The 21,177-nt window shown below is 45.1% G+C and carries 26 protein-coding genes; 13 read left to right on the forward strand and 13 right to left on the reverse strand.

The window, feature by feature from the left end; all coding sequences use genetic code 11:
• The first annotated feature begins 492 nt into the window (after positions 1 to 492).
• The 6 genes from petA (at position 493) to OPS25_RS13125 (ending at position 5,047) form a co-directional block, all read left to right on the forward strand.
• On the forward strand, positions 493 to 1,125 hold the full coding sequence (gene petA, locus OPS25_RS13100) for a ubiquinol-cytochrome c reductase iron-sulfur subunit (protein ID WP_265618216.1): 633 nt from the start codon (positions 493 to 495) through the stop codon (positions 1,123 to 1,125).
• The gene (locus OPS25_RS13105; RefSeq protein ID WP_265618220.1) at positions 1,125 to 2,390 is read left to right on the forward strand and encodes a cytochrome b; all 1,266 of its coding nucleotides are present in this window, start codon (positions 1,125 to 1,127) and stop codon (positions 2,388 to 2,390) included. Before petA ends, OPS25_RS13105 begins: the two co-directional genes overlap by 1 nt.
• A complete protein-coding gene (locus OPS25_RS13110; RefSeq protein WP_265618221.1) occupies positions 2,387 to 3,121 on the forward strand; it encodes a cytochrome c1 in 735 nt (244 codons plus the stop codon). Before OPS25_RS13105 ends, OPS25_RS13110 begins: the two co-directional genes overlap by 4 nt.
• 115 nt (positions 3,122 to 3,236) lie before the next feature.
• Positions 3,237 to 3,869 (forward strand): stringent starvation protein SspA, encoded by a 633-nt coding sequence (gene sspA, locus OPS25_RS13115; protein ID WP_169210999.1) that lies wholly within the window; start codon positions 3,237 to 3,239, stop codon positions 3,867 to 3,869.
• An 8-nt stretch (positions 3,870 to 3,877) separates the two neighbouring features.
• Positions 3,878 to 4,309 carry a ClpXP protease specificity-enhancing factor gene (locus tag OPS25_RS13120; protein ID WP_265618222.1) on the forward strand — a complete coding sequence of 144 codons (432 nt, stop codon included), beginning with the start codon at positions 3,878 to 3,880 and terminating at the stop codon, positions 4,307 to 4,309.
• A 153-nt stretch (positions 4,310 to 4,462) separates the two neighbouring features.
• Positions 4,463 to 5,047, forward strand: a complete 585-nt coding sequence (locus OPS25_RS13125; RefSeq protein WP_265618223.1) for an outer membrane beta-barrel protein — start codon at positions 4,463 to 4,465, stop codon at positions 5,045 to 5,047.
• A gap of 47 nt (positions 5,048 to 5,094) precedes the next feature.
• Here OPS25_RS13125 and mgtE read toward each other — a convergent pair whose 3' ends face one another.
• The 13 genes from mgtE to OPS25_RS13190 all read right to left on the reverse strand — a co-directional run bounded on the left by mgtE (position 5,095) and on the right by OPS25_RS13190 (position 15,914).
• Positions 5,095 to 6,453: a magnesium transporter gene (gene mgtE / locus OPS25_RS13130; protein WP_265618224.1), complete on the reverse strand. Its 1,359-nt coding sequence runs from the start codon at positions 6,451 to 6,453 to the stop codon at positions 5,095 to 5,097.
• Between the two features lie 215 nt (positions 6,454 to 6,668).
• Positions 6,669 to 8,069 carry a serine hydrolase gene (locus OPS25_RS13135; protein ID WP_265618225.1) on the reverse strand — a complete coding sequence of 467 codons (1,401 nt, stop codon included), beginning with the start codon at positions 8,067 to 8,069 and terminating at the stop codon, positions 6,669 to 6,671.
• Between the two features lie 38 nt (positions 8,070 to 8,107).
• On the reverse strand, positions 8,108 to 8,386 hold the full coding sequence (locus OPS25_RS13140; protein ID WP_265618226.1) for an HPr family phosphocarrier protein: 279 nt from the start codon (positions 8,384 to 8,386) through the stop codon (positions 8,108 to 8,110).
• The gene (gene rapZ, locus OPS25_RS13145; protein WP_265618227.1) at positions 8,383 to 9,228 is read right to left on the reverse strand and encodes an RNase adapter RapZ; all 846 of its coding nucleotides are present in this window, start codon (positions 9,226 to 9,228) and stop codon (positions 8,383 to 8,385) included. The genes OPS25_RS13140 and rapZ overlap by 4 nt, the downstream gene beginning before the upstream one ends.
• A gap of 43 nt (positions 9,229 to 9,271) precedes the next feature.
• Positions 9,272 to 9,715 carry a PTS IIA-like nitrogen regulatory protein PtsN gene (gene ptsN / locus OPS25_RS13150; protein WP_265618433.1) on the reverse strand — a complete coding sequence of 148 codons (444 nt, stop codon included), beginning with the start codon at positions 9,713 to 9,715 and terminating at the stop codon, positions 9,272 to 9,274.
• 8 nt (positions 9,716 to 9,723) lie between these two features.
• Positions 9,724 to 10,011, reverse strand: coding sequence for a ribosome hibernation promoting factor (gene hpf, locus OPS25_RS13155; protein ID WP_265607620.1), 288 nt, complete (start codon positions 10,009 to 10,011; stop codon positions 9,724 to 9,726).
• A gap of 40 nt (positions 10,012 to 10,051) precedes the next feature.
• Entirely contained in the window at positions 10,052 to 11,530 is a 1,479-nt protein-coding gene (locus OPS25_RS13160; RefSeq protein ID WP_265618228.1) for an RNA polymerase factor sigma-54, read from the reverse strand.
• A gap of 74 nt (positions 11,531 to 11,604) precedes the next feature.
• Complete coding sequence (lptB, locus tag OPS25_RS13165; RefSeq protein WP_265618229.1) at positions 11,605 to 12,330, reverse strand: LPS export ABC transporter ATP-binding protein; 726 nt, start codon at positions 12,328 to 12,330, stop codon at positions 11,605 to 11,607.
• 3 nt (positions 12,331 to 12,333) lie between these two features.
• Positions 12,334 to 12,900: a lipopolysaccharide transport periplasmic protein LptA gene (gene lptA, locus OPS25_RS13170; RefSeq protein ID WP_265618230.1), complete on the reverse strand. Its 567-nt coding sequence runs from the start codon at positions 12,898 to 12,900 to the stop codon at positions 12,334 to 12,336.
• The gene (lptC, locus tag OPS25_RS13175) at positions 12,857 to 13,432 is read right to left on the reverse strand and encodes an LPS export ABC transporter periplasmic protein LptC (RefSeq protein ID WP_265618231.1); all 576 of its coding nucleotides are present in this window, start codon (positions 13,430 to 13,432) and stop codon (positions 12,857 to 12,859) included. The genes lptA and lptC overlap by 44 nt, the downstream gene beginning before the upstream one ends.
• Complete coding sequence (gene kdsC, locus OPS25_RS13180) at positions 13,429 to 13,983, reverse strand: 3-deoxy-manno-octulosonate-8-phosphatase KdsC (RefSeq protein WP_265618232.1); 555 nt, start codon at positions 13,981 to 13,983, stop codon at positions 13,429 to 13,431. The genes lptC and kdsC overlap by 4 nt, the downstream gene beginning before the upstream one ends.
• Entirely contained in the window at positions 13,983 to 14,954 is a 972-nt protein-coding gene (locus tag OPS25_RS13185; RefSeq protein WP_265618234.1) for a KpsF/GutQ family sugar-phosphate isomerase, read from the reverse strand. Before OPS25_RS13185 ends, kdsC begins: the two co-directional genes overlap by 1 nt.
• Positions 14,955 to 14,957: 3 nt before the next feature.
• Positions 14,958 to 15,914 carry a calcium/sodium antiporter gene (locus tag OPS25_RS13190; protein WP_265618235.1) on the reverse strand — a complete coding sequence of 319 codons (957 nt, stop codon included), beginning with the start codon at positions 15,912 to 15,914 and terminating at the stop codon, positions 14,958 to 14,960.
• Positions 15,915 to 16,255: 341 nt separating this feature from the next.
• Between OPS25_RS13190 and OPS25_RS13195 the strand changes: the two genes are divergently transcribed.
• Genes OPS25_RS13195 through murA form a run of 7 tightly spaced genes read left to right on the forward strand, consistent with a single transcriptional unit; the run spans position 16,256 to position 20,902 of the window.
• A complete protein-coding gene (locus OPS25_RS13195; protein ID WP_265618236.1) occupies positions 16,256 to 17,056 on the forward strand; it encodes an ATP-binding cassette domain-containing protein in 801 nt (266 codons plus the stop codon).
• The gene (gene mlaE, locus OPS25_RS13200) at positions 17,053 to 17,829 is read left to right on the forward strand and encodes a lipid asymmetry maintenance ABC transporter permease subunit MlaE (protein WP_265618237.1); all 777 of its coding nucleotides are present in this window, start codon (positions 17,053 to 17,055) and stop codon (positions 17,827 to 17,829) included. The genes OPS25_RS13195 and mlaE overlap by 4 nt, the downstream gene beginning before the upstream one ends.
• Positions 17,830 to 17,838: 9 nt before the next feature.
• Positions 17,839 to 18,309 carry an outer membrane lipid asymmetry maintenance protein MlaD gene (gene mlaD / locus OPS25_RS13205; protein ID WP_265618238.1) on the forward strand — a complete coding sequence of 157 codons (471 nt, stop codon included), beginning with the start codon at positions 17,839 to 17,841 and terminating at the stop codon, positions 18,307 to 18,309.
• Positions 18,310 to 18,362: 53 nt separating this feature from the next.
• Positions 18,363 to 19,013: an MlaC/ttg2D family ABC transporter substrate-binding protein gene (locus tag OPS25_RS13210; protein ID WP_265618239.1), complete on the forward strand. Its 651-nt coding sequence runs from the start codon at positions 18,363 to 18,365 to the stop codon at positions 19,011 to 19,013.
• A 2-nt stretch (positions 19,014 to 19,015) separates the two neighbouring features.
• Entirely contained in the window at positions 19,016 to 19,342 is a 327-nt protein-coding gene (locus tag OPS25_RS13215; protein WP_265618240.1) for an STAS domain-containing protein, read from the forward strand.
• 23 nt (positions 19,343 to 19,365) lie between these two features.
• Positions 19,366 to 19,623 (forward strand): BolA family protein, encoded by a 258-nt coding sequence (locus tag OPS25_RS13220; protein ID WP_265618242.1) that lies wholly within the window; start codon positions 19,366 to 19,368, stop codon positions 19,621 to 19,623.
• Positions 19,624 to 19,639: 16 nt separating this feature from the next.
• Positions 19,640 to 20,902 carry a UDP-N-acetylglucosamine 1-carboxyvinyltransferase gene (murA, locus tag OPS25_RS13225; protein WP_265618243.1) on the forward strand — a complete coding sequence of 421 codons (1,263 nt, stop codon included), beginning with the start codon at positions 19,640 to 19,642 and terminating at the stop codon, positions 20,900 to 20,902.
• Positions 20,903 to 21,177: the final 275 nt, after the last annotated feature.

Here is a 21,177-nt window from a genome sequence, read left to right on the forward strand (position 1 = left end):
CTGACACGTACACTAACGCTATGCCACAAATCTAACCGTCGTGCCAGCAATAACAGTATTGTGATGTATGGTTACACAGCACAACGATATCGAGTCGATTGCTTTGCGTCTGTCTCATTGCAGCATCAATTTTTACTGGTTCCAGAGAGCCCAATGGCGATTCTTAAGCCGCTAACTACTTATCTGATTGAGATATTACAGCTGTATCTCTCATCCGCGGATGAACCCATATCAGTGCGGACGAGGATAATATTTTCGCAAATTTACTATGTGATTGAATAATTCGTGATTAAATTGAGTAAAACCTTGTGTTTTTAAGGGCTTTTCCCTTATCATTTCTGGTCGAAAAATATAAGAATCGTGAATTTCGTCCAAAAGACCGTTCGCTATTGGCGGAAATTCTAAAAATACGATTGTGGTATCAGGTCAAAAACAAACATAACGATTAATTTTTACCCGTTACCATCAGTATCCAAACCTGGAGAAATGTGGATGAGCAATGTATCAGTAGATGCAAACCAATCTGCACCAAATGACAATCAGCCGCAAGATAATACTCGACGTCGCTTTCTTACTGTAGCGACTTCTGTAGTAGGTGGTGTAGGTGTAGTTGGCGCAGCGGTACCTTTTATCGCGTCGTGGAATCCCAGCGCTAAAGCCAAAGCGGCCGGTGCCGATGTCGAAGTTGATATCAGTGGTATTCAACCTGGGCAGTTGATCCGAGTCATGTGGCGTAGTAAGCCGGTGTGGATTGTACGCAGGACCCCCGCAACCCTAGAAGCTCTGGCAACACATGAAGATAAGTTAAAAGATCCTAACTCTGAAGCCGAGCAACAGCCAGGATTTGCCCAGAATCGTTATCGCTCTTTAAAAGAGGAATACTTGATACTGGTAGGTATTTGTACTCACTTGGGCTGCTCTCCCCAACATCTTAAAGATGGTGCGTTTGAAGAGATCGTCGAAGGCGTGCCAGATGGCTTCTTCTGTCCTTGTCACGGCTCAAAATTTGATATGGCAGGTCGGGTGTTTGAAAATGTACCCGCGCCATTAAACTTAGTGGTGCCGCCGTACCAGTTTGTAGATGATAATACCGTTATTATCGGCTCAGAAGGGGAGGCAGTATAATGCAAGGTTTCTTAGCCTGGATTGAAGAACGTATCCCTATGATGCGGGTGGCAAATATGCATGCCATCCAGTACCCCGCCCCCAGAAATATGAACTTCTGGTATGTGTTTGGCTTTTTGGCCACCATAGTATTGGTCAATCAGATTATTACTGGCATCTGGTTAACCATGAATTTTGAACCTTCAGCTGAGCGTGCTTTTGCTTCAGTTGAATTTATCATGCGGGAAATCGATTACGGATGGATCATCCGTTATATGCATAGTACTGGTGCTTCCGCTTTCTTTGTGGTTGTTTACCTGCATATGTTTCGCGGCATGATATACGGTTCTTACCAAAAACCACGCGAACTGCTGTGGGTATTTGGTATGTTCATATACCTGGCGCTAATGGCTGAAGCGTTTATGGGCTATGTTCTCCCGTGGGGACAAATGTCATACTGGGGCGCGCAGGTAATTGTTTCGCTATTCGGAGCCATTCCAGTCATCGGTCCGGACCTGGTAGTATGGATTCAGGGTGATTACGTGATCTCTGGTGCCACACTTAACCGCTTCTTCGCGTTACACGTTATTGCATTACCACTGGTTATCGTGATTTTAGTCTTCTTACACATTGTGGCGTTACACGAGGTGGGTTCTAACAACCCAGATGGGGTAGCAATTAAACACAAAAAAGGCAGCTTACCGGAATCTGAGAAGACGCCTTACGAGATTCACGAATACTACACAAGCAAGTACGATATCGCGGATGATGTAGTACCGTTCTTCCCTCACATCGTATTAAAGGATCTGGTCGCGTTTTGTGTGTTCCTATTTGCGTTTTGCTACATCATGTTCTTTGCGCCAGAAATGGGTGGTAAGTTCCTGGAGCATCCCAACTTTGAGATCGCTAACCCATTGAAGACGCCTGAACACATTTTCCCAGTGTGGTACTTCACTCCATTCTACGCAATCCTTAAAGCGGTTCCGGATAAGCTATTCGGCGTTATCGCTATGTTTGGGGCCATTGCTGCCCTCTTTGCCTTGCCTTGGATTGATCGCGGCCGTGTTAAATCCTGGCGTTACCGCAGCGGGTTGCATAAATGGAACCTGATTATTTTTGCTATTGTGTTCATTTTCCTAGGTTACTTAGGCGGAACGCCGCAGGAAAACTGGAAAATCGTGGCATCTCAAATCGCAACAGTAATGTATTTCGCATTCTTTGTAGCCATGTTCTTGTACAGTAAAAACGAAACAACAAAACCTGTACCAGCGAGGATTCCGAAATGAAAAAATTGATGTGCATAGTAGCGTTGCTGCTACCAGGGATAGTTTTTGCTGCAGGTAGTAACGTCCCTCTGGACAAAGCTGAGTACGATTTAACTGACAAGGCTTCGCTCCAACGCGGTGCGCAACTCTTCATGAATTACTGTTTAGGCTGTCATTCAATGAAGTACCAGCGCTATCAGCGTACGTTTGCTGATTTAGGTATACCTGATGAACTGGGTGAAGAGAACTTGCAATTTACCGGTGAAAAAGTCACTGATTATATTACGGGTTCTATGCCAGAAGAGTCTGCAGCTACCTGGTTTGGTGCTGCGCCTCCTGATTTAACCTTGGTAGCGCGGGTGCGCGGGGCTGACTGGTTATACACCTATTTAAGAAGTTTTTATGTGGATGAAAGCCGCCCCTTTGGTGTGAACAATAAGGTTTTCCCCGATGTTGGCATGCCACACGTGTTACAACCATTGCAAGGAACGCCTCGCGAAACGAATGAACGCGTGATGATAGATGGTGAGATGACCGAACGTTATGTGGGTATTCGCACTGACGGTAACGGTAAACTATCTCCAGAGGAATACGACCAGGCTGTGCTTGATCTGGTTAACTTTCTTGAATACACAGGTGAGCCTGCACGCTTAGAATCTGAGAAGATTGGTAAGTGGGTATTGGTGTTTATTATCGTTCTGTTTATCTTTGTTTACTTATTGAAGAAAGATTATTGGCGAGAAGTGCACTAATCGAACAGATTTATGTATAATACTCCAAGGGGGCGTTCCGCCCCCTTTTTTAGCAATGAAATTCCCGATTTGTAATTTCTAATGTGATTGTCAGTCGCTCGACGGAGGAAATTTAATGGCCGTAGCCGCGAATAAGCGCTCTATCATGACGTTGTTCTCAGATACAATTGATATTTATAGTCACCAGGTACGTATAGTTCTGGCTGAAAAAGGGGTGGGTGTAGAGATCAGCTATACTGACCCTCAAAATTTACCTGAGGATCTGATTGATCTGAATCCCTATGGCACAGTTCCTACACTGGTTGATCGTGAACTGGTTCTTTACCATTCCCATATTATTATGGAATATTTGGATGAACGATTCCCTCATCCACCACTAATGCCGGTTTACCCTGTTTCACGTGGCCAAAGTCGCCTGATGATGCATCGTGTTGAACAAGACTGGTATTCGTTGGCTGCAAAGATTTTCCGTGGAGAAGGTGACGTGGATGCTGCTCGCCAGGAACTAAAAGAAGCATTATTGGCGCTGGCGCCAGTGTTTTCAGAAATGCCTTACTTCATGAGTGAGGAATTCAGTTTAGTAGATTGCTATCTGGCTCCACTTCTTTGGCGTTTACCCGCCCTTGGAATTGAGCTTACAGGTACTGGCAGTAAAGAAGTAAATGCTTACATGAAGCGCATATTTTCACGGGCTTCATTTAAAGCGTCATTGACTGATCAGGAACGTGAAATTCACAATCCACTATGAATCAAATAATGACTTCTAATCAACCTTATCTGCTCAGGGCTTTTTTTGACTGGATAGTTGATAACAACTTGACCCCTTATATCGTAGTGGATGCCACCAAGGAATCGGTGGACGTTCCGCAGGAGTTTGTTAAAGACGGCCAAATTGTACTTAACATTTCTCCCTCTGCATGTGTTAATTTCTCATTAGATAATGAAATGTTAGCATTCCAAGCGCGCTTCGGTGGTCAACCCAGAAGGCTTTCCATGCCCTGTCATGCGATATTGGCTATCTATGCCCGTGAAAATGGCGCTGGTACCGTTTTCGCTACAGAAGAAGAGCTTTCTACCCCAGCAGAACCTGGAAGTCAGCCTGCGGTGCAGGATGCGGATAAAGCGTCAGTGGATACGCAAAAGAAACCACCTAAGAAGGGTAAGCCCACCCTGAAGGTAATAAAATAAGAGAACCCGCAAATATGCGGGTTTTTTTATAGTCAATTGTATTATCCAGTTTTGTACAAACAGTATATTTTCTTGAATTTTCTTGCGCCGCTCTAGCCATTCCTTTATGTTGTGCCCGCTCGAGGTTTTGAGTAATTTTATTAAGGATAAGAAATGATTAAAAAGAGAGTTCTTTTCGCACTTGTTGGTCTTGTGGGAACAAGTGCTACGGCAGTGGCTGATGTGGAACCCGATTTCAGCTTTGTAGACGTAGGTTTCACAAAGATGAATATTGATGACACTGACTTCTCGCCCTCAGGTTTCACGGTGGGCACTAGCGTAGTTTTTACTGACATGCTGTTCGGGGTGGCTAAATTTACCTCCACTTCTGATGATATTGCTAATAATGATGTTGATTTGACACAGGCCACTATCGGTTTGGGCGCTCGCTACACGCTTTCTAACTCAACCGCAGCGTATGCAGTGTTGGGTTATGAAAATGCAGAAATTAAAGTGAGTGGTTTTTCTGAAGAGTTCGATGAAGATGGGTACTCATTGGCAGTAGGGCTGCGCTCTAACCTCTCCGAAGCTTTCGAGTTAGATGGAACAATCGGCTATATGAAACTTGGCGACGAGAGCGATACTGAATTTAAAGTAACCGCAAACTATTACTTTATGTCTACCTTCGCAGTGAATGCGAGCTATTCAATGGTTGATGACATTGATTCTTTTACTGTAGGGGCTAGATACTCTTTCTAGTGTCTGACAGCAGCCTGGCATCGCCAGGCTGACTGACAGGAAATCCTTTACAATAAAAATAATGTGGCGGTGCCTAAGAAAGCAAATATCCCGACCACGTCAGTGATGGTAGTCAATATGACACTACCCGCTAGCGCGGGGTCTATTTTCAGCTTCTTCATCACAATAGGTAGGGTGGCGCCAGAGAGGGCAGCCGCAATCATGTTTACCATCATCGCAAACGCAATAATGATCCCCAACAACAGGTCTTGTTTCCACAGCGCGATGACGGAAGCGATGAGTACCGCCCAAATTACGCCATTAAAAAAACCCACTGCCAGCTCTTTGCTAATCAGCCACCGCGAGTTACTCGAAGTTACATGGCCCAGCGCCATCCCGCGTATTACCAACGTCAGTGTCTGGTTACCCGCCACCCCTCCCATACTCGGCACGATGGTATTTAAAATGGCAAGTACGGCTAATTGGCTGAGTGTCGCTTCAAACAAATCACTCACAGCCGCTGCCATAAGGGCAGTTAGTAAATTGACCCCCAACCATATGGAGCGACGTTTGGTACTTTTTAAAACAGGAGCAAACGTATCCTCTTCATCATCTAAACCAGCCATACTCATCATGGAATGCTCAGCATCTTCACGGATGATATCTACCACATCGTCAATGGTGATGCGGCCAACAAGACGATGTTTTTCGTCAACAACAGGCGCAGATAACCAGTTATAGCGTTCAAACAAGCTCGCCACTTCGTCGTCTGGCATGTTAACAGGAATCGCCTCGGATTCTTCATCCATTACCTCAGCCACTTTGTCTTCAGGCGCAGCGGTAAGTAATCGCGCTACCGGTACTAATCCCACCAGGTTATCTGTCCTGTTTACCACGTAAAAGGTATCGGTATTTTCTGGGAGGTCACCTTTAAGCCGCAGATATCGCAGCACTACATCAACCGTCACATCTGGGCGAAGGGTGATGGTATCCGTGTTCATTATGAAGCCGGCAGTTTCTTCGCCGTAAGACAATGCTTGTTCTGCCCGTAACCGATCCTGTGAGTCCATCGATTGCAGGATGTCTTGTAAGACCTGATCTGGAAGACTGCTGAGCGTTTCGGCTAAATCATCGGTATCCATCTCTTCCAATGCATCGACAACATTGGCGGGTATCATCTTACCTATAATACCGTTACGGACATCTTCTGAAAGCTCCTCGAGCACGTCACCATGAAAGTCTGCATCCAGCAGTTCCCACAAATCATCTCGTGTTTTGACCGGACTAGATTCCAGGATGAGAGCGGTATCACTGGGCGGAAGCTCGTGAAGGAGCTTTCGCACAGATACGAAGCGGCCATCTGCTAAAGCAGCATTCAGTTGTTTTAACTGACTTTGAGCAAATTTGCTTTTAAGGGCTTCGGCCACGGCAAGGAAACTTTTTTGGTTAGATTAGTTAACCCAAATTATCGCATACACATGCGTAAAAGCGCTAATACCAATTCTATTAATATCAATGATTAATGTTGAGGAACACGCATCAATCATCTATTAAGAAAGATATCGAAAGGGTTTTACCGGTCCCTGACTGTAGTGTCTTACCCAACCAGTAGTGTATTTTAAATTTGATATTGGTAAACCCGTCACAAATGATAATTATGACTCACATATTCACTTTGAAAATCCGCCTGAATGGCGAGTGATTGTTTAAAAACTTCTTTAGCTTTATCTTTTTGGTCATTGCTAAAATATGCATACGCAAGGCTGTCATACACTTGGGGTGCATCCGGGAACAGGTGGACTAGATACGCAAAGATAGCAAAGGCCTCCTCCCATTTACGCGCTTTTATCAGCTGCATACCCAAAACGTTAATCGTTTTGCCAATAAATTGGGTGTACCCGTGATGGTTATATTCTGCATCAAAGTCGTTATAAAAATTTGCGCTGTCGAGCTGTTTAAAGCGGCTATAAGCGAAATTTTCCGGTGGAAGCATGATGTCAGCGTAGTCAGTGGATTGAATAAACTGTTTAATTCTGCCGGATATACGCTCTGCGACTAATTGGTCTGTGTTTGCCAGAACGATGACTTCGACCTGATTTTTTAAGTCGATTTCAGCCGCAGCACTCACACCCAAACCTCCTCCATAAGATGCCCACGCTTCACCATTCATTGCAAATGCTGCGCGTACTTGCGGATTCTCTGGATTGAGTAACTGATTAGTGTAAAAAAGTGCGCGATAAAAAGTCCGCAGATCAAATATATTCGATTGAATGCCACCATCTGGGCCGGGATGTTCTGTTACGCCCACATGTTCTAGCGTGTTGTTATAGAGAAATGTGTAGGGGATAGATTGCGTCTTATCCTCTTTGCTGGCATATAAAGATGTAGCCCGTAATTTTAGCGGTTGAAAAATGTTGTGCTTTAGTAATGTTTCGTATGATTGCCCGGTGACTTTCTCGAGTACTGCGCCCAGCACAATGTAACCATAATTAGAATAACGCTGCTTGGTTCCTGGTTTGAAGAGTAAGGGGTCATCTAATAAGAGTTGCAATTTTTTTTGCAGGGAATCAAATTTAAGCGGGTTCTGTCGGTATTCTGCATTAAAAATGTCTGCAAAACCTGAGCGGTGATTCAGCAAATGGCGAAGTGAAATTTGCGAGGCAATACTGTGCGGGAAGCCCAACTTAAATTTTGCCAGCTTGTCATCCAGACTTAGGTTTCCTCTTTCAATCTGTTGGAAAACAAGAACTTTTGTAAAATCTTTCGCAATAGAACCCAAGTTGTATTTCGTTTCGGGAGTATTAGGTTGGCTTGCCTGAATATCCTGATAGCCCAAAGCATCCTGATAAATGACCTTGTTATGGATTGATACGAGTAAACTGCCTGAAAACCAACCCATTTTCGCATAGCGAGAAGCAATGGATTGTGCTTCTTGCGCAATCGCTTTTTCCATTTGGAGAGTGGGATCTGGTGGCGAGGCCTGGCTTAAATCACCAATAAAAAACATCAGTAGGGTGAATATTATAAGCGGTTGTTTTGCCACAGTAGCGTCCTTATATATCCAAAACCCGGTAATCTTAACTATTCGTCTTCGTTGAATCGCTCAGCAATCAGAGCGGCGATGGCATCCACCGCTTGCTGGGCATCTACTCCTTCACCCACCACTTGCACCTGTTCACCCTTGTGGCTTTCCAGCATCATCAGGCCCAGCACACTGTTGGCATTAGCCGCTTTATCGCTTTTCTGCAACGTCACCGTGGCTTTGAAATTGTTAGCCAGTTGCACCAACTGCGTAGCCGCGCGAGCGTGCAGACCGAGTTTATTTTCGATGGTGACGGTCTTTTCTACCCGTTGATTCATTGATTCAGTTCTCGATGTCGAATTTGCACATCAGGGTGTATGTCGCCGAAAACTTTAGCTAATGACTCGGCAACATATACTGAGCGATGTTGACCGCCAGTACAGCCAATCGCGATAGTAACATAGCTGCGATTGTTTCGTTCAAGGTGCGGTAACCAAGTGGTTATCAGGTTCTGAATTTGCCAGATAAACTTTGTCACAATAGGTTGTGAACCCAGAAAAATTTCTACCGGTGTGTCTAATCCGGTCAGATGTTTTAAGTCAGGTTCCCAGTGCGGATTAGGTAAAAAACGGGCGTCAAACACATAGTCGGCGTCTTTTGGAATGCCATGCTTAAAACCAAAGGATTCAAATACCAGAACTAACCTGGAACTCTTTTTCCCCAGAATTCTTTCACGAATCAGTTCTGCCAGTTGGTGCACCGACAAAGAGTCTGTATCGATATATAAATCCGCCCGTTCGGCAATAGGAGCAAGGAGGTCGGATTCAGCCCGAATGGCTTCTGACAGCGATTTATTTAATTTGGTTAATGGATGCAGACGTCGCGTCTCGCTAAAGCGCTTTACCAATATATCGTCACTGGCATCGATATAAACTATCGTCATCGACCAGGAGGAGGGGAGATAATCCAGTATTTCTACTAACTCTGCAGGATCTCGAGGTAGGTTTCGAACATCGATACTGACTGCGACTTGATCATACTCATCCACAACTGTGTGAGTGAGGGTGGGAAGCAGATTAACGGGGATATTATCTACACAATAGTATCCCAAATCCTCGAGCGCACGCAAAGCAATGGATTTGCCGGAGCCGGATCGGCCGCTGATAATAATAAGCTTCAATGCGTTTCTCCCACGTACGCGATTATTTTTAAATCATTATTTTTTACGCTAACGCAGTTAAGATATCATCACTGCTGGTGGCATTGCGAATGGCTTTTACCGTTTCTTTATCATTAAGCTTACTCGCGACCATTGCCAAGGTTTGCAAATGTCCGTCCGTTTGCTCCTCAGGAACAAGTAGCGCGAAAAAAATATCTACCGGCTTATTGTCAATGGCATCAAAATCTATTGGAGGCTCACTGGTTACGACAATTGCAATAACTTTTTCAAGACCGGGTAACCTGCCATGAGGAAGTGCGATGCCGTTGCCGATACCGGTGCTTCCCATCTTTTCCCGCGAAAGAAGACTGTTGAGGACCTCGTCTTCTTCAATAGACGAGTTCTGCTCGGCCGCAGTTCTGCTGATGATTTCCAGAATTCGCTTTTTACTATTACATTGAACCGCACATTTCGTGCGGTCCAAACTAATTATGGTTTGAATATCCATCGCGGGCATTAATGTCTCTTCAGTTTTTCCTTGTGCTTCAACACCTGCCTGTCTAATTTATCTACCATGCTATCTATCGCTGCATACATATCCGTGTCTTCAGAGGAGGCAAACACATCTGCGCCACTAAGGTGAACGGTCGCCTCGGCCTTTTGAGTCAACTTCTCCACGTTCAGTATTACGTGAACGTTCGAAATATGATCGAAATGTCTTTCCAGTTTACTAAATTTAGTATCGACATAATTACGCAACGATTCAGTAATTTCGACGTGATGACCAGTAAGGTTTATTTGCATATTTCGTCTTCCTTATGTTTTACCGCCTTAATTATTTGTCTTAAATAAGGCTTTTGCGTTGGTTAGACGGTGGGATCGATAGAGACTCCCGGTATTTTGCTATTGTCCGCCGAGCAACTTGTATGCCTTGTTCGGCCAACAACTGAGCAATTTTGCTATCACTTAATGGTTTACTTGGCGTTTCAGCGGCAACCAATTTCTTGATCAAGGCTCTGATAGCGGTTGATGAGCATTCTCCACCGGAATCTGTCGAAACATGGCTGGAGAAAAAGTATTTTAGTTCAAAGATGCCGCGTGGCGTATGCATATATTTCTGGGTGGTGACCCGCGAAATAGTGGACTCGTGCATATCAACCATTTCTGCTACATCGTTAAGTACCATCGGTTTCATCATTTCTGGACCATGCTCAAAAAAGCCCATTTGCTGCTGTACAATACAGTTTGCGACTTTTAAGAGTGTGTCATTACGTGATTCAAGGCTCTTTATAAACCACTTTGCCTCTTGCATATGCGAACGAATAAACTGGGAATCGCTACTGTTTTTAGCACGCCTGCTCATCGCGGCATATTGCTGGTTCAAGCTTAGCTTCGGAAGGCTATCGGGGTTGAGCTCTACCACCCAGCGACCATTCTTTTTCGCTACCGAAACGTCTGGAATGACGTATTCAGGCTCTTTGGTGATCAGGGCACTACCAGGCCTTGGATTCAGGGTTTGCAGCAATTTCATTGCCTGACGGAGTTGATCTTCTTTCAGACGAGATTTGCGCATTAGCGTGCGATAGTCTTTGCTGCCGAGTAAGTCAGCGTAATCTTGAATTAACAACTTAGCTTCTTCTAACCAGGGGGTGCTAGGGTCAAACTGCTTCAGCTGTACCATCAAACATTCCTGGGGCGAACGGGAGCCAGAACCGATGGGGTCAAATAGCTGAATACGCTTTAATACACATTCAACTTCGTCCTCTTCAATTGGTTCTTCCATGTCTTCATCGTTCACTGACTGCAATATATCTTCAACCGTGACAGTGAGATAGCCCGATTCGTCGATTGAATCAATAATCGCCGTTGCAATCATGCGGTCTATTTCAGAAAAGTGGGTGAGACGCATTTGCCACAACAAATGATCCTGAATATTTTCTGTGGTTTCACCTTGGAAAATTTGTTCGTCATCATTTGTCGACGACATGGGGGCAGGTGCAGAAGAGGCTGAGTAATATTCATCCCATGTACTGTCAATGGGCAGCTCATCAGGCAAACCGTTGCTTTCAAGCGCTTCGCCGGAATCTAAATTATCACCAGTGGCCGTGGCTGATTGATTAGAATCGTCATTGTCGAGGTTGTTTTTTTCCGCACCATCAGCCTCTGAACCTTCATCGATCTCTAAAAGCGGGTTGGAATCCAGTGCTTCCTGAATCTCTTGTTGAAGGTCAAGTGTAGACAATTGCAGCAATTTGATTGCCTGCTGCAATTGTGGAGTCATGGTTAACTGTTGACTAAATTTTAATTGTAAAGATGGTTTCATCTACGTCTTATAAATGCTCTTGTACCGTTGCAACTCAAAGATGAAGCGTTAGTGAAAAAATGTTCATGCTTTAACTATAGCCTGAATTGTTCACCAAGGTATACATCGCGTACTTTTTGATTACTTAATACTTGCTGTGCGTCGCCTTGCGCAATGAGCTCGCCGTGACTGACGATATACGCCTTTTCACACACATCAAGCGTTTCCCGGACATTGTGGTCAGTAATAAGTATTCCTATACCACGGTCTCGTAAATGTTGAATAATCTTTTTTATATCGTTTACCGAAATTGGATCAACCCCGGCGAACGGCTCATCAAGCAGAATGAACTGCGGATTAGCCGCCAGCGCCCTGGCAATCTCGACCCGACGCCTTTCCCCACCCGATAAACTCATGCCTGTACTATTACGTATATGGTTAATATTAAATTCATCAAGTAGTGCATCTGCTTCTTCTTCCTGTTGAGCAGTAGTTAAATCTTTACGCGTTTGCAGTATCGCCATAATATTTTCATGTACGGTAAGTTTGCGGAATATGGAAGCCTCCTGCGGTAGGTAACCAATTCCTTTACGAGCGCGTTCATGCATGGGTAAATGCGTAAGTTCAACATCATCAATATGAATTTTTCCTTTATTTGAGGATACTAAACCCACAATCATGTAAAAAGTGGTGGTTTTGCCTGCACCATTTGGACCTAATAAACCCACAATTTGTCCGGTTGAAACACTCAAGCTGACGTCCAATACCACTTTCCTGGATTTATAAGCCTTAGCCAAGTGTTGCGCTCTTAATGTCGCCATAAATTATGGTTGTTCCTTATCTTGCTTTGACGCTTCTTCTTCGTTTTCTTCATCCTTTTTTGTCACCGTCTCGGGTCGGAATACGGTGGTTACACGTCCTTGCGAATTTTCCTCGTTACTGGTGGCTAACAATTGTTCTTTATTCATGTCATAGCTAATCGTATCACCCTTAACCGAACTGGTATCCTGCTGCAGTTCCGCATTACCCGTTAACGATATCGTGCGCTTGTTCACTTCGTAACGAATTTCATTGGCTTGCGCTTTCACCAGGGTGCCATCTTCCATTTTTTGCTGGTAATGGGCAGGATTTCCACGAGCTATAAATACTTCTTTTCCTTCACCTTTAGACGCGTTTACTTCCACTTCGCTGGCGTCGATTTGTAGTGTTCCCTGAGTAATTCGAACTTCGTCTTTAAATAGCGAAATTTTGTTCTTACCATCTACAAACTGCGATTTGGCGTCAACCTTAATTGGCTGTCGGAAATCCTTTGGACCTGCCAGACAGATGCTGGAAAGCAGGCTCAGGCTAATCAGTAACAGTAGCTTGTGGGGCAAACGTAGTTTGGACATGATCAATCAACTCATAATGTTTAGTACGTAAATTAGCATTTAATCCATTGCTTTCAATAATATAATCAATACCTTGAATAGTAACAGGCTGGTCTGAAACCATTTGCCGCGTCTCAAGATTAAGCTGGATAAACTCAGTAGTAACAGATTTGATAAATTCATCAGGACCCTGGCTGGTTAACTCCACATTCTTATCGAGTTGAATAACATTGCCATTATAAAGGGTTCCTTCCGCCGCTTTAAGCTGCCACGGTGTTTGATCGGCATCACCGTAGATGGAATACTCAGGCTCTGCAAACGTTACAAAGCCTAACAAATCATAGTGTTCCATTGTTTTAGCAAATACCTGATGGTGAATGTTGCCGTTATCATCATACAGGGTGGTGGTAATATTTTTGGCACGATAAGCCGGTTTATGCGCATTTTCTTTTTGCAGGTTTGCACTTTGCGGTTTCTCATTCATCCACGTAGGAAGATAGACCAATAGCGCTAAACCGAACAATGCACAAATGCTGAGCGTCAGGCGGCTCATACACTCGCCCCATGGATAGCGTGCAGCTTATCATTGGCTTGTAATAACGTATCACACACTTCACGCACTGCACCAAAGCCGCCGCGAATGCTGGTTACCCAATTTGCGTTGTGTTTGACGAGGGGATGGGCATCTGCCACCGCTATTCTAACGGCCGCATTGGCAAACATACCTAAGTCTGGCATATCGTCACCGATGGCTGCGACTTCGTTTTGCGAAAGGTTTAACTGCGAAACGAGGGTGTGTGCTGCCGATTCTTTTTCTTCGCACCCTTGAATAATGTGGGGGACGTTTAATGCTTCCATACGGTGTTGGACGATTGCTGACTGCCTTCCAGTAATTACAGCAACACTTATGCCAATTTTTCCAAGCGCTTTAATCCCGTAACCGTCACGGGTGTGAAACGCTTTTAACTCTTCCCCCTTATTGCCCAGGTATATGCGCCCATCCGAAAATACGCCATCGACGTCACACAATAGCAATTTAATGTTTTTCAATTGCTCGAATAAGCCTCTATCAATAGGGTCATATAGGGTTTTAACCTTTTCCATTAGAGCACCCCTGCCTTTAATAGCATATGCATATTGAAGGCGCCGACCGGTTGTTGGGAGTCATTGACCACCATCAGCGCGCTAATTTTATGTGCTTCCATCAGATTTAGTGCCTCAACCGCCAAATCGTCAGGATGCACCGTTTGCCCCCCTGAAGTCATTACTTTTTGTACTTCAGTATGATGAATATCTATTTGGGCATCCAAGATTCGTCGCAAATCCCCGTCAGTGAATATTCCGATAAGCTGGTTTTTTTCGTCAACCACACCAGTCATGCCCAGGCCTTTTTTCGATATTTCAAGCAAGGCATCAGTTACCTTGTCGCTAGGAGAGACAAGTGGCAACTCATTACCACTAAGCATAATGTCACTGACTTTCAATAATAGCTTGCGGCCCAGACTGCCCCCTGGGTGAGAAAGTGCAAAATCATCTGAGGTGAACCCTTTTGCATCAAGGAGAGCAATCGCGAGGGCGTCCCCCAAAACCAGGGTGACCGTGGTACTAGAGGTAGGGGCGAGTCCTAAAGAACATGCTTCCTGTTCAACAGAGATATCCAGTACGACATCCGCATGACTTCCCAGCGAACTTGAGGGGCTGTTGGTCATCGCCACTACTGGCACCCCTAAGCGTTTGACGACGGGTAATATATTGAGTAATTCGGCCGTTTCACCACTATTTGATATGGCCAGCAGTACATCTTCGTCGCCCAGCATCCCAAGATCACCATGATTCGCTTCACCCGGGTGCATAAAAAAGGCAGGCGTACCTGTGCTGGCAAGCGTGGCAGCGATTTTATTGCCAATGTGGCCTGACTTACCCATGCCACTTACCACTACTTTTCCCTTGCAATTTAACAGTAGTTGACAGGCACGTTCGAAGGCTTCACCCAGCCGTGATCCCAATTGCTCGATGGCCTGTTGTTCTATCTGAATGACTTTTTTTGCCGACGAAATAAAAGAAAGTTCTGTCATCGTTTATCCAAACAACCAGTATTGATACAACAAAAAGCTTAACAGTAATATAGAGCCTTCTACTCGATTGATTTGCCGGCGACCTTTTAAGTCGAAACTGAATAAAAACAGCATTAAGGTCAATCCTAGCATCACGTACATATCACGCTGGTATGCCCCTTCTTCAAGAAGTCCCGGCGCAATTAAACCAGGCATTCCCAGTACGGCTAATAAGTTAAAGATATTTGAGCCGATAATATTGCCCAATGCCAAATCGTCTTCGCCTTTTCTCACCCCTGCAATACAGGTGGCCAATTCGGGTAAGCTTGTACCCAGAGCGATGATAGTCAGGCCGATCACCAAGTCACTTATACCAAAATGACGCGCAATGAAAACAGCTGAGTCTACTAAGAATTGTGCGCTCAATGGTAATAATATGAGGCCCACGCCAATCCATAACACCGCAGCACCGGTATTCACATCTTTAGGGATTTCATCGGCGGTTTCCGCCATCAGGGGGTCACTCTTATCGACTTGCAAAGAGAGCCAGGCCATGCCGGCTAACACAAACACAAACAAGCCGATAAGTACCATACCTTCAAAGCGTGCTAGTTCACCATCATACATAAACACCATGGCAATCAGCGTAATCAAAATGAGTACGGGCATCTCACGTTTCAAGGTAATCGATGAAACCACCAATGGTTTTACCAATGCGGTAATACCTAGCACCAACGCAACGTTAGTAATATTAGACCCCAACGCGTTGCCCACCGCAGTGTTCATGTTGCCGTTAGCTGAAGCGATAGCGGATACGACAATTTCAGGGGCGGAAGACCCCATAGCTACAATTGTCAAACCTATCATCATAGGCGATACGCCGATGTTGCGGGCTAAGGCAGAGGCTCCGTATACGAAGCGGTCGGCACTCCAACCTAACACGATCAATCCAAGAACGAAGATAGTTATTTGTAAAAGCACTCTATTTCACTTCTCACGTATTACAGCATGTGATTTTGTTAAGATTGTCGCAAAAACATAGGCTTTTGCCTAATTTAATTAACCAATCCATGTTTTATTACATTAATTTTACATTCGAAAAAGTAGAACATACCTTGTAACTTTTTGCTTTTGCCACATCCACTTGAAAAAGCGTACAATAAGCCATACTTACCCAACTGCATTTCTTTAGCTGTTGAAGCGTAGCATAAAATCGGCTCGTCAATTGCTTACCATGCGGTTGTTTTTTGTTCTCGTTGAAGAGGGTATCTCGCTCAGCGCTTTTTTTATTTTTGCACACGTCAAGGATCGTATTGGTAAAAATGGATAATCTGGTAGAAATTGATAACATTACCTTTAGTCGGGCAGACCGTGTCATATATGATGGGATCACCATCAACGTTCCTAAAGGCAAAATCACAGCGGTGATGGGCCCCAGCGGTATCGGGAAAACCACGCTGCTACGCTTAATTGGAGGACAGTTGCTGCCGGATAAAGGTGACATTCGTTTCGACAATAATTCGATTGTTAAGATGAGTCGCGGACAGCTGTATGAAACGCGCAGACGCATGAGCATGCTTTTTCAAAGTGGTGCCCTGTTCACTGATATGAGCGTGTTTGACAACGTCGCTTTCCCATTACGTGAGCACACCAAGTTAAATGAAGATCTTATTGCGACAATTGTTGCTTTGAAGCTACAGGCCGTGGGATTGCGAGGCGCGGCCTCCCTCATGCCCTCAGAACTGTCGGGGGGAATGGCGAGGAGAGCCGCACTGGCTCGCGCCATAGCGCTTGATCCCGATTTAATCATGTTTGACGAACCCTTTGCCGGGCAAGATCCCATTTCTATGGGCGTGTTAGTGAAACTTATCCGCGAATTAAATGATGCTCTTAATTTGACCAGCGTGGTGGTTACCCACGACGTGACAGAAGTGCTTACCATAGCTGATTATATTTATATTCTGGCGGATAAGCGGGTAATAGGTGAGGGCACCGCCCAGCAGATCCGCGAAAGTGATTCAGAATTAGTCCAGCAGTTTTTGAAAGGCAAGGCGGACGGCCCTGTTCCTTTCCATTATCCAGCGCAGAAGCTGGAAGACGCGATGTTTGGAGCAATCTCATGAATGCTATCCACGCCTTAGGCGTAAAAACCATCTCGCGTTTTGCAGCAGCGGGGCGCGCGGCCTTGATGTTGTTCGGGGCTTTGTTTGCCATTCCGCGCATGAAGAACGTTTATCTAACGGTAAAACAGATTTATGTGGTGGGGGTTCAGTCCCTGTTAATTATTCTGGTGTCAGGCTTATTCATTGGCATGGTAATGGCACTTCAAGGCTATACTATCTTGGTGGACTATGGCGCTGAAGCCAGTCTTGGACCGATGGTTGCTTTATCTTTGCTAAGAGAACTAGGGCCGGTAGTCACTGCTTTGTTATTTGCAGGCAGAGCGGGCTCAGCGTTGACCGCTGAGATTGGCTTGATGAAGGCCACTGAACAATTGAGTAGTTTAGAAATGATGGCAGTTGACCCGCTCAGGCGAGTGGTGGCGCCCCGTTTCTGGGCGGGATTAATTTCCATGCCTATGCTCGCATTATTGTTTAGCGCGATAGGTATCCTAGGTGGTCATCTGGTGGGGGTAGACTGGTTAGGAGTGGACAGCGGGAGTTACTGGTCAATCATGCAGTCAACCGTTGATTTTGATAAAGATGTGATAAACGGCGTAATCAAAAGCCTTGTTTTTGCCATAGTGGTAACCTGGATTGCCATTTTTAAGGGGTATGATTGTATCCCTACCTCTGAAGGGATAAGCAAAGCGACCACCGAAACCGTGGTGTTTTCGTCGTTAGCAGTATTGGGTTTAGATTTTGTTTTGACCGCACTGATGTTCGGGATTGAGTAAGGAGTAGCAATGAACAAGTACAGAGTGGAACTGATGGTGGGTGTGTTTGTCCTGTTAACTATAGGGGCAGTGCTCTTGCTAGCGCTAAAGGTGGCTAATCAGACTATTACCAACCAGGGTGATACATATACCTTGTTTGCAAAGTTCGATAACATCGGTGGTTTAAAAACGCGTTCGGCGGTCAAGGTGGGGGGCGTTATTATCGGGCGAGTGGCATCAATTAAACTCGATCAAGAGGACTTTACCCCGGTAGTTGAGCTGAGCATTCTGCAGGAATACAATGAATTTCCAGAAACCAGCTCAGTGTCTATCTTGACGTCGGGTTTGCTTGGTGAGCAGTACGTTGGCTTTCAACCTGGCTTCGCCATTGATGGCGTGGAAGATTTAAAAGATGGCGATTATTTACAGGACACGAAATCAGCCCTTGTCCTCGAAGATTTAATTGGTCAGTTCTTATTTAATAGAGGTAAAAGTGAGTAGTGGGCGCTCACTTTACACTTTTTATCGTAGTTTAGATTCTTAGGAGCACAAGAGTGAAAAAGTTAACGGTGATCATTGGCCTGTGGGTATGTGCCCTGTTTGGCGCAAACGCAGCACAAGGGATAAACGAAGATAACCCGTATGAATTGGTGCAAGACGTGGCCATGAAAACCTTCGACAGAATGAAGGCTAACCAACAACAAATTAAAAATGATCCTGAAGTATTACGCACTATAATGGAAGAGGAACTTCTGCCTCATATTGATTATCAATTTGCCGCTTTTATGGTGCTTGGCAAGCATTTTAAATCAGTTCCGAAAGCTAAATTATCTGAGTATGTCAGTGTGTTCAGACAATATTTGATTACCACGTACGCAGTGGCAATGGGCTACTACGATAATCAGGAGGTGGAATTTGAACCTGCCGGTTCGTTTGCTGATAAGAAGAGTGTCACCGTCAGAGCGATTGTAAAAGACCCGCAAAGACCGGAAATTAACATTGCGTTCAAAGTAAGAAAAGACACACGTACTAATGAATGGAAAGCGTATGATATGGTTGCTGAAGGTATCAGTATGCTCAATAGTAAACGCAGCGAATTTGAGTCAATATTACGCCAACAGGGGATAGATGAAGTCATCCGGTTAATGAATGAAAAAATTTCCCAGCCCGTTGAGCTTAAAGAACGCGAAAAAAGCGCAGAATAATTGTGAATCCCATTTTTCAAGTAAACGGCGATGGAACGGTAGCGGTTAAAGGAAACCTTGATCGCGATGTGTTAAATAAAAATTGGTGGGAGATGCTTGACGCCAAGCAGCGTGAAAATCTTATCACCTCTAGCCAGTGTGAGTTTGACTTGAGTAGTGTTGAGCGGGTAGATAGCGCTGGCCTTGCTTGGCTGGTAAATGCAGTAAGAGATGGCCGCACTCATGGAGTGAAGCTAACGCTTACCGATGTACCCACAAAACTCGTTAAGCTGGCAAAAATTAGCGGTTTGGACACACTGTTACCCTTGTCTAACAGTGAAACCGCCTAAACGAAATAATGTAAAGGTTATTAATGGAAGCAAAAGAAATTGAAGCAGTATTGTCAGCAGCTCTGAATTTGGCTGAAGTGCACGTTAAGCAAGATGGCTCACATTACACCATAATTGCTGTGAGCGACGAACTCAGTGAGTTAAGTCGGGTGAAACGGCAACAAGCCATTTATGCCCCGCTTTCAGATAAAATTGCAGATGGCACTATGCATGCCATTTCGATTAAAACTTTCTCTGAAAAAGATTGGCAGCGTGAGCGTCAATTCCATTTACCTTCTTAAGTAACAGGGTATATTTGTGGAAAAACTCATTATAACTAAAAGTCCTCCTCTACGAGGTGAAGTCTCAATTTCGGGCGCAAAAAATGCTGCGCTGCCACTTTTAATGACCACACTGCTGACAGACCAGCCGTGTCATTATGCAAACGTACCGGCACTACGCGATATTAATACCACTGTTGCGTTACTAAAAGAGCTGGGTGTGCGGGTGGATAAACACGAAAATAACCACGTCCATCTGTGTTCCGACGCACTGACCAGTGTCACCGCTTCCTACGATTTAGTTCGCACTATGCGGGCATCTATTTTAGTACTCGGTCCCTTGCTGGCCAAACAGGGAAAAGCGAATGTCTCTTTACCGGGAGGCTGCGCGATAGGGGCCCGACCGGTAAATCTTCACTTATCCGGGCTGGAAAAAATGGGCGCTAAAATTGAGGTGGAAGAAGGGTATATTCGCGCCAAGGTGGATGGCCGACTTAAAGGTGCCAGAATCTTTATGGATATGGTCAGCGTTGGGGCTACCGAAAATTTGATGATGGCGGCCACCCTGGCGCAAGGTACCACAATTCTTGAAAACGCCGCTAGAGAGCCTGAGATTGTCGATTTGGCAGCGTGTTTAACCAGTATGGGGGCCAAGATTACCGGTGCCGGTACTGACAACATCACAATCCACGGCGTAGATGCACTGTCGGGCTGTGACTATAGTGTGTTACCTGACCGTATCGAGACAGGCACATTTCTTGTTGCTGCTGCCGTAACAGGGGGCAAGATAAAGTGCGTGAATGCTGCACCGCACACGCTGGATGCAGTGCTGGATAAGCTTGAGCAAGCTGGTGCTCATGTCGCTGTCGGCGACGATTGGATTGAACTTGATATGGAAGGTCGCACACTGAAAGCGGTGCATGTTAAGACCGCGCCCCATCCAGCCTTTCCTACCGATATGCAGGCACAGTTTGTCACCTTAAATTGCGCGGCTGGGGGCACTGGGGTAGTCACTGAGACCATCTTCGAAAATCGATTCATGCATGTGCCCGAACTACAGAGGATGGGTGCAAGTATTTCTTTAGAAGCCAACAGCGCGGTGACCAATGGTAGCTCGAAACTAAAAGGCGCTCCAGTAATGGCTACCGATCTGCGTGCATCGGCGAGTTTGGTGATAGCGGGATTAGTGGCTGAAGGGGAAACCCATGTCAATCGTATCTATCATCTTGATCGGGGCTATGAACGCATCGAAGAAAAACTAAACAATCTTGGGGCGAGTATTCGGCGGGTGAGTGTTTAAAGGATATAAGCTAACTCGCGGTAGCTTAATAAAGTCATTTGGAGAAATTGAGCTGCACGCAAGTCAGCTCTAACTGCACATCTAACCATTTGGTTGGCTACCACGACAACCCTTTAGTTCTAATGGTGTATTGGCAGTCGATAGCCCCAGTTGATAGCCCACTGAAAATCGAACCTCAAGTTATCCCAACGTTACATTAACTAATGGGTAAAGTTTTTACATAATATGGGTAATCTACACTCTCATCTGTGGATAAATCCGCAGTTAGTTAGTAT

Source organism: Alteromonas aquimaris (assembly GCF_026183695.1).
Taxonomy (GTDB): domain Bacteria; phylum Pseudomonadota; class Gammaproteobacteria; order Enterobacterales; family Alteromonadaceae; genus Alteromonas; species Alteromonas aquimaris.

What these genes read in the sequence shown, in the direction of transcription:
- petA (WP_265618216.1), top strand. Translation starts at nt 493, where the DNA reads ATGAGCAATGTATCAGTAGATGCAAACCAATCTGCACCAAATGACAAT.
- OPS25_RS13220 (WP_265618242.1), top strand. Translation starts at nt 19,366, where the DNA reads ATGGAAGCAAAAGAAATTGAAGCAGTATTGTCAGCAGCTCTGAATTTG.
- OPS25_RS13160 (WP_265618228.1), bottom strand. Translation starts at nt 11,530, where the DNA reads ATGAAACCATCTTTACAATTAAAATTTAGTCAACAGTTAACCATGACT.
- mlaE (WP_265618237.1), top strand. Translation starts at nt 17,053, where the DNA reads ATGAATGCTATCCACGCCTTAGGCGTAAAAACCATCTCGCGTTTTGCA.
- ptsN (WP_265618433.1), bottom strand. Translation starts at nt 9,715, where the DNA reads ATGGATATTCAAACCATAATTAGTTTGGACCGCACGAAATGTGCGGTT.
- hpf (WP_265607620.1), bottom strand. Translation starts at nt 10,011, where the DNA reads ATGCAAATAAACCTTACTGGTCATCACGTCGAAATTACTGAATCGTTG.
- OPS25_RS13125 (WP_265618223.1), top strand. Translation starts at nt 4,463, where the DNA reads ATGATTAAAAAGAGAGTTCTTTTCGCACTTGTTGGTCTTGTGGGAACA.
- kdsC (WP_265618232.1), bottom strand. Translation starts at nt 13,983, where the DNA reads ATGGAAAAGGTTAAAACCCTATATGACCCTATTGATAGAGGCTTATTC.
- lptA (WP_265618230.1), bottom strand. Translation starts at nt 12,900, where the DNA reads ATGTCCAAACTACGTTTGCCCCACAAGCTACTGTTACTGATTAGCCTG.
- OPS25_RS13185 (WP_265618234.1), bottom strand. Translation starts at nt 14,954, where the DNA reads ATGACAGAACTTTCTTTTATTTCGTCGGCAAAAAAAGTCATTCAGATA.
- OPS25_RS13105 (WP_265618220.1), top strand. Translation starts at nt 1,125, where the DNA reads ATGCAAGGTTTCTTAGCCTGGATTGAAGAACGTATCCCTATGATGCGG.
- OPS25_RS13195 (WP_265618236.1), top strand. Translation starts at nt 16,256, where the DNA reads ATGGATAATCTGGTAGAAATTGATAACATTACCTTTAGTCGGGCAGAC.
- mlaD (WP_265618238.1), top strand. Translation starts at nt 17,839, where the DNA reads ATGAACAAGTACAGAGTGGAACTGATGGTGGGTGTGTTTGTCCTGTTA.
- OPS25_RS13120 (WP_265618222.1), top strand. Translation starts at nt 3,878, where the DNA reads ATGACTTCTAATCAACCTTATCTGCTCAGGGCTTTTTTTGACTGGATA.
- lptC (WP_265618231.1), bottom strand. Translation starts at nt 13,432, where the DNA reads ATGAGCCGCCTGACGCTCAGCATTTGTGCATTGTTCGGTTTAGCGCTA.
- lptB (WP_265618229.1), bottom strand. Translation starts at nt 12,330, where the DNA reads ATGGCGACATTAAGAGCGCAACACTTGGCTAAGGCTTATAAATCCAGG.
- OPS25_RS13110 (WP_265618221.1), top strand. Translation starts at nt 2,387, where the DNA reads ATGAAAAAATTGATGTGCATAGTAGCGTTGCTGCTACCAGGGATAGTT.
- sspA (WP_169210999.1), top strand. Translation starts at nt 3,237, where the DNA reads ATGGCCGTAGCCGCGAATAAGCGCTCTATCATGACGTTGTTCTCAGAT.
- OPS25_RS13140 (WP_265618226.1), bottom strand. Translation starts at nt 8,386, where the DNA reads ATGAATCAACGGGTAGAAAAGACCGTCACCATCGAAAATAAACTCGGT.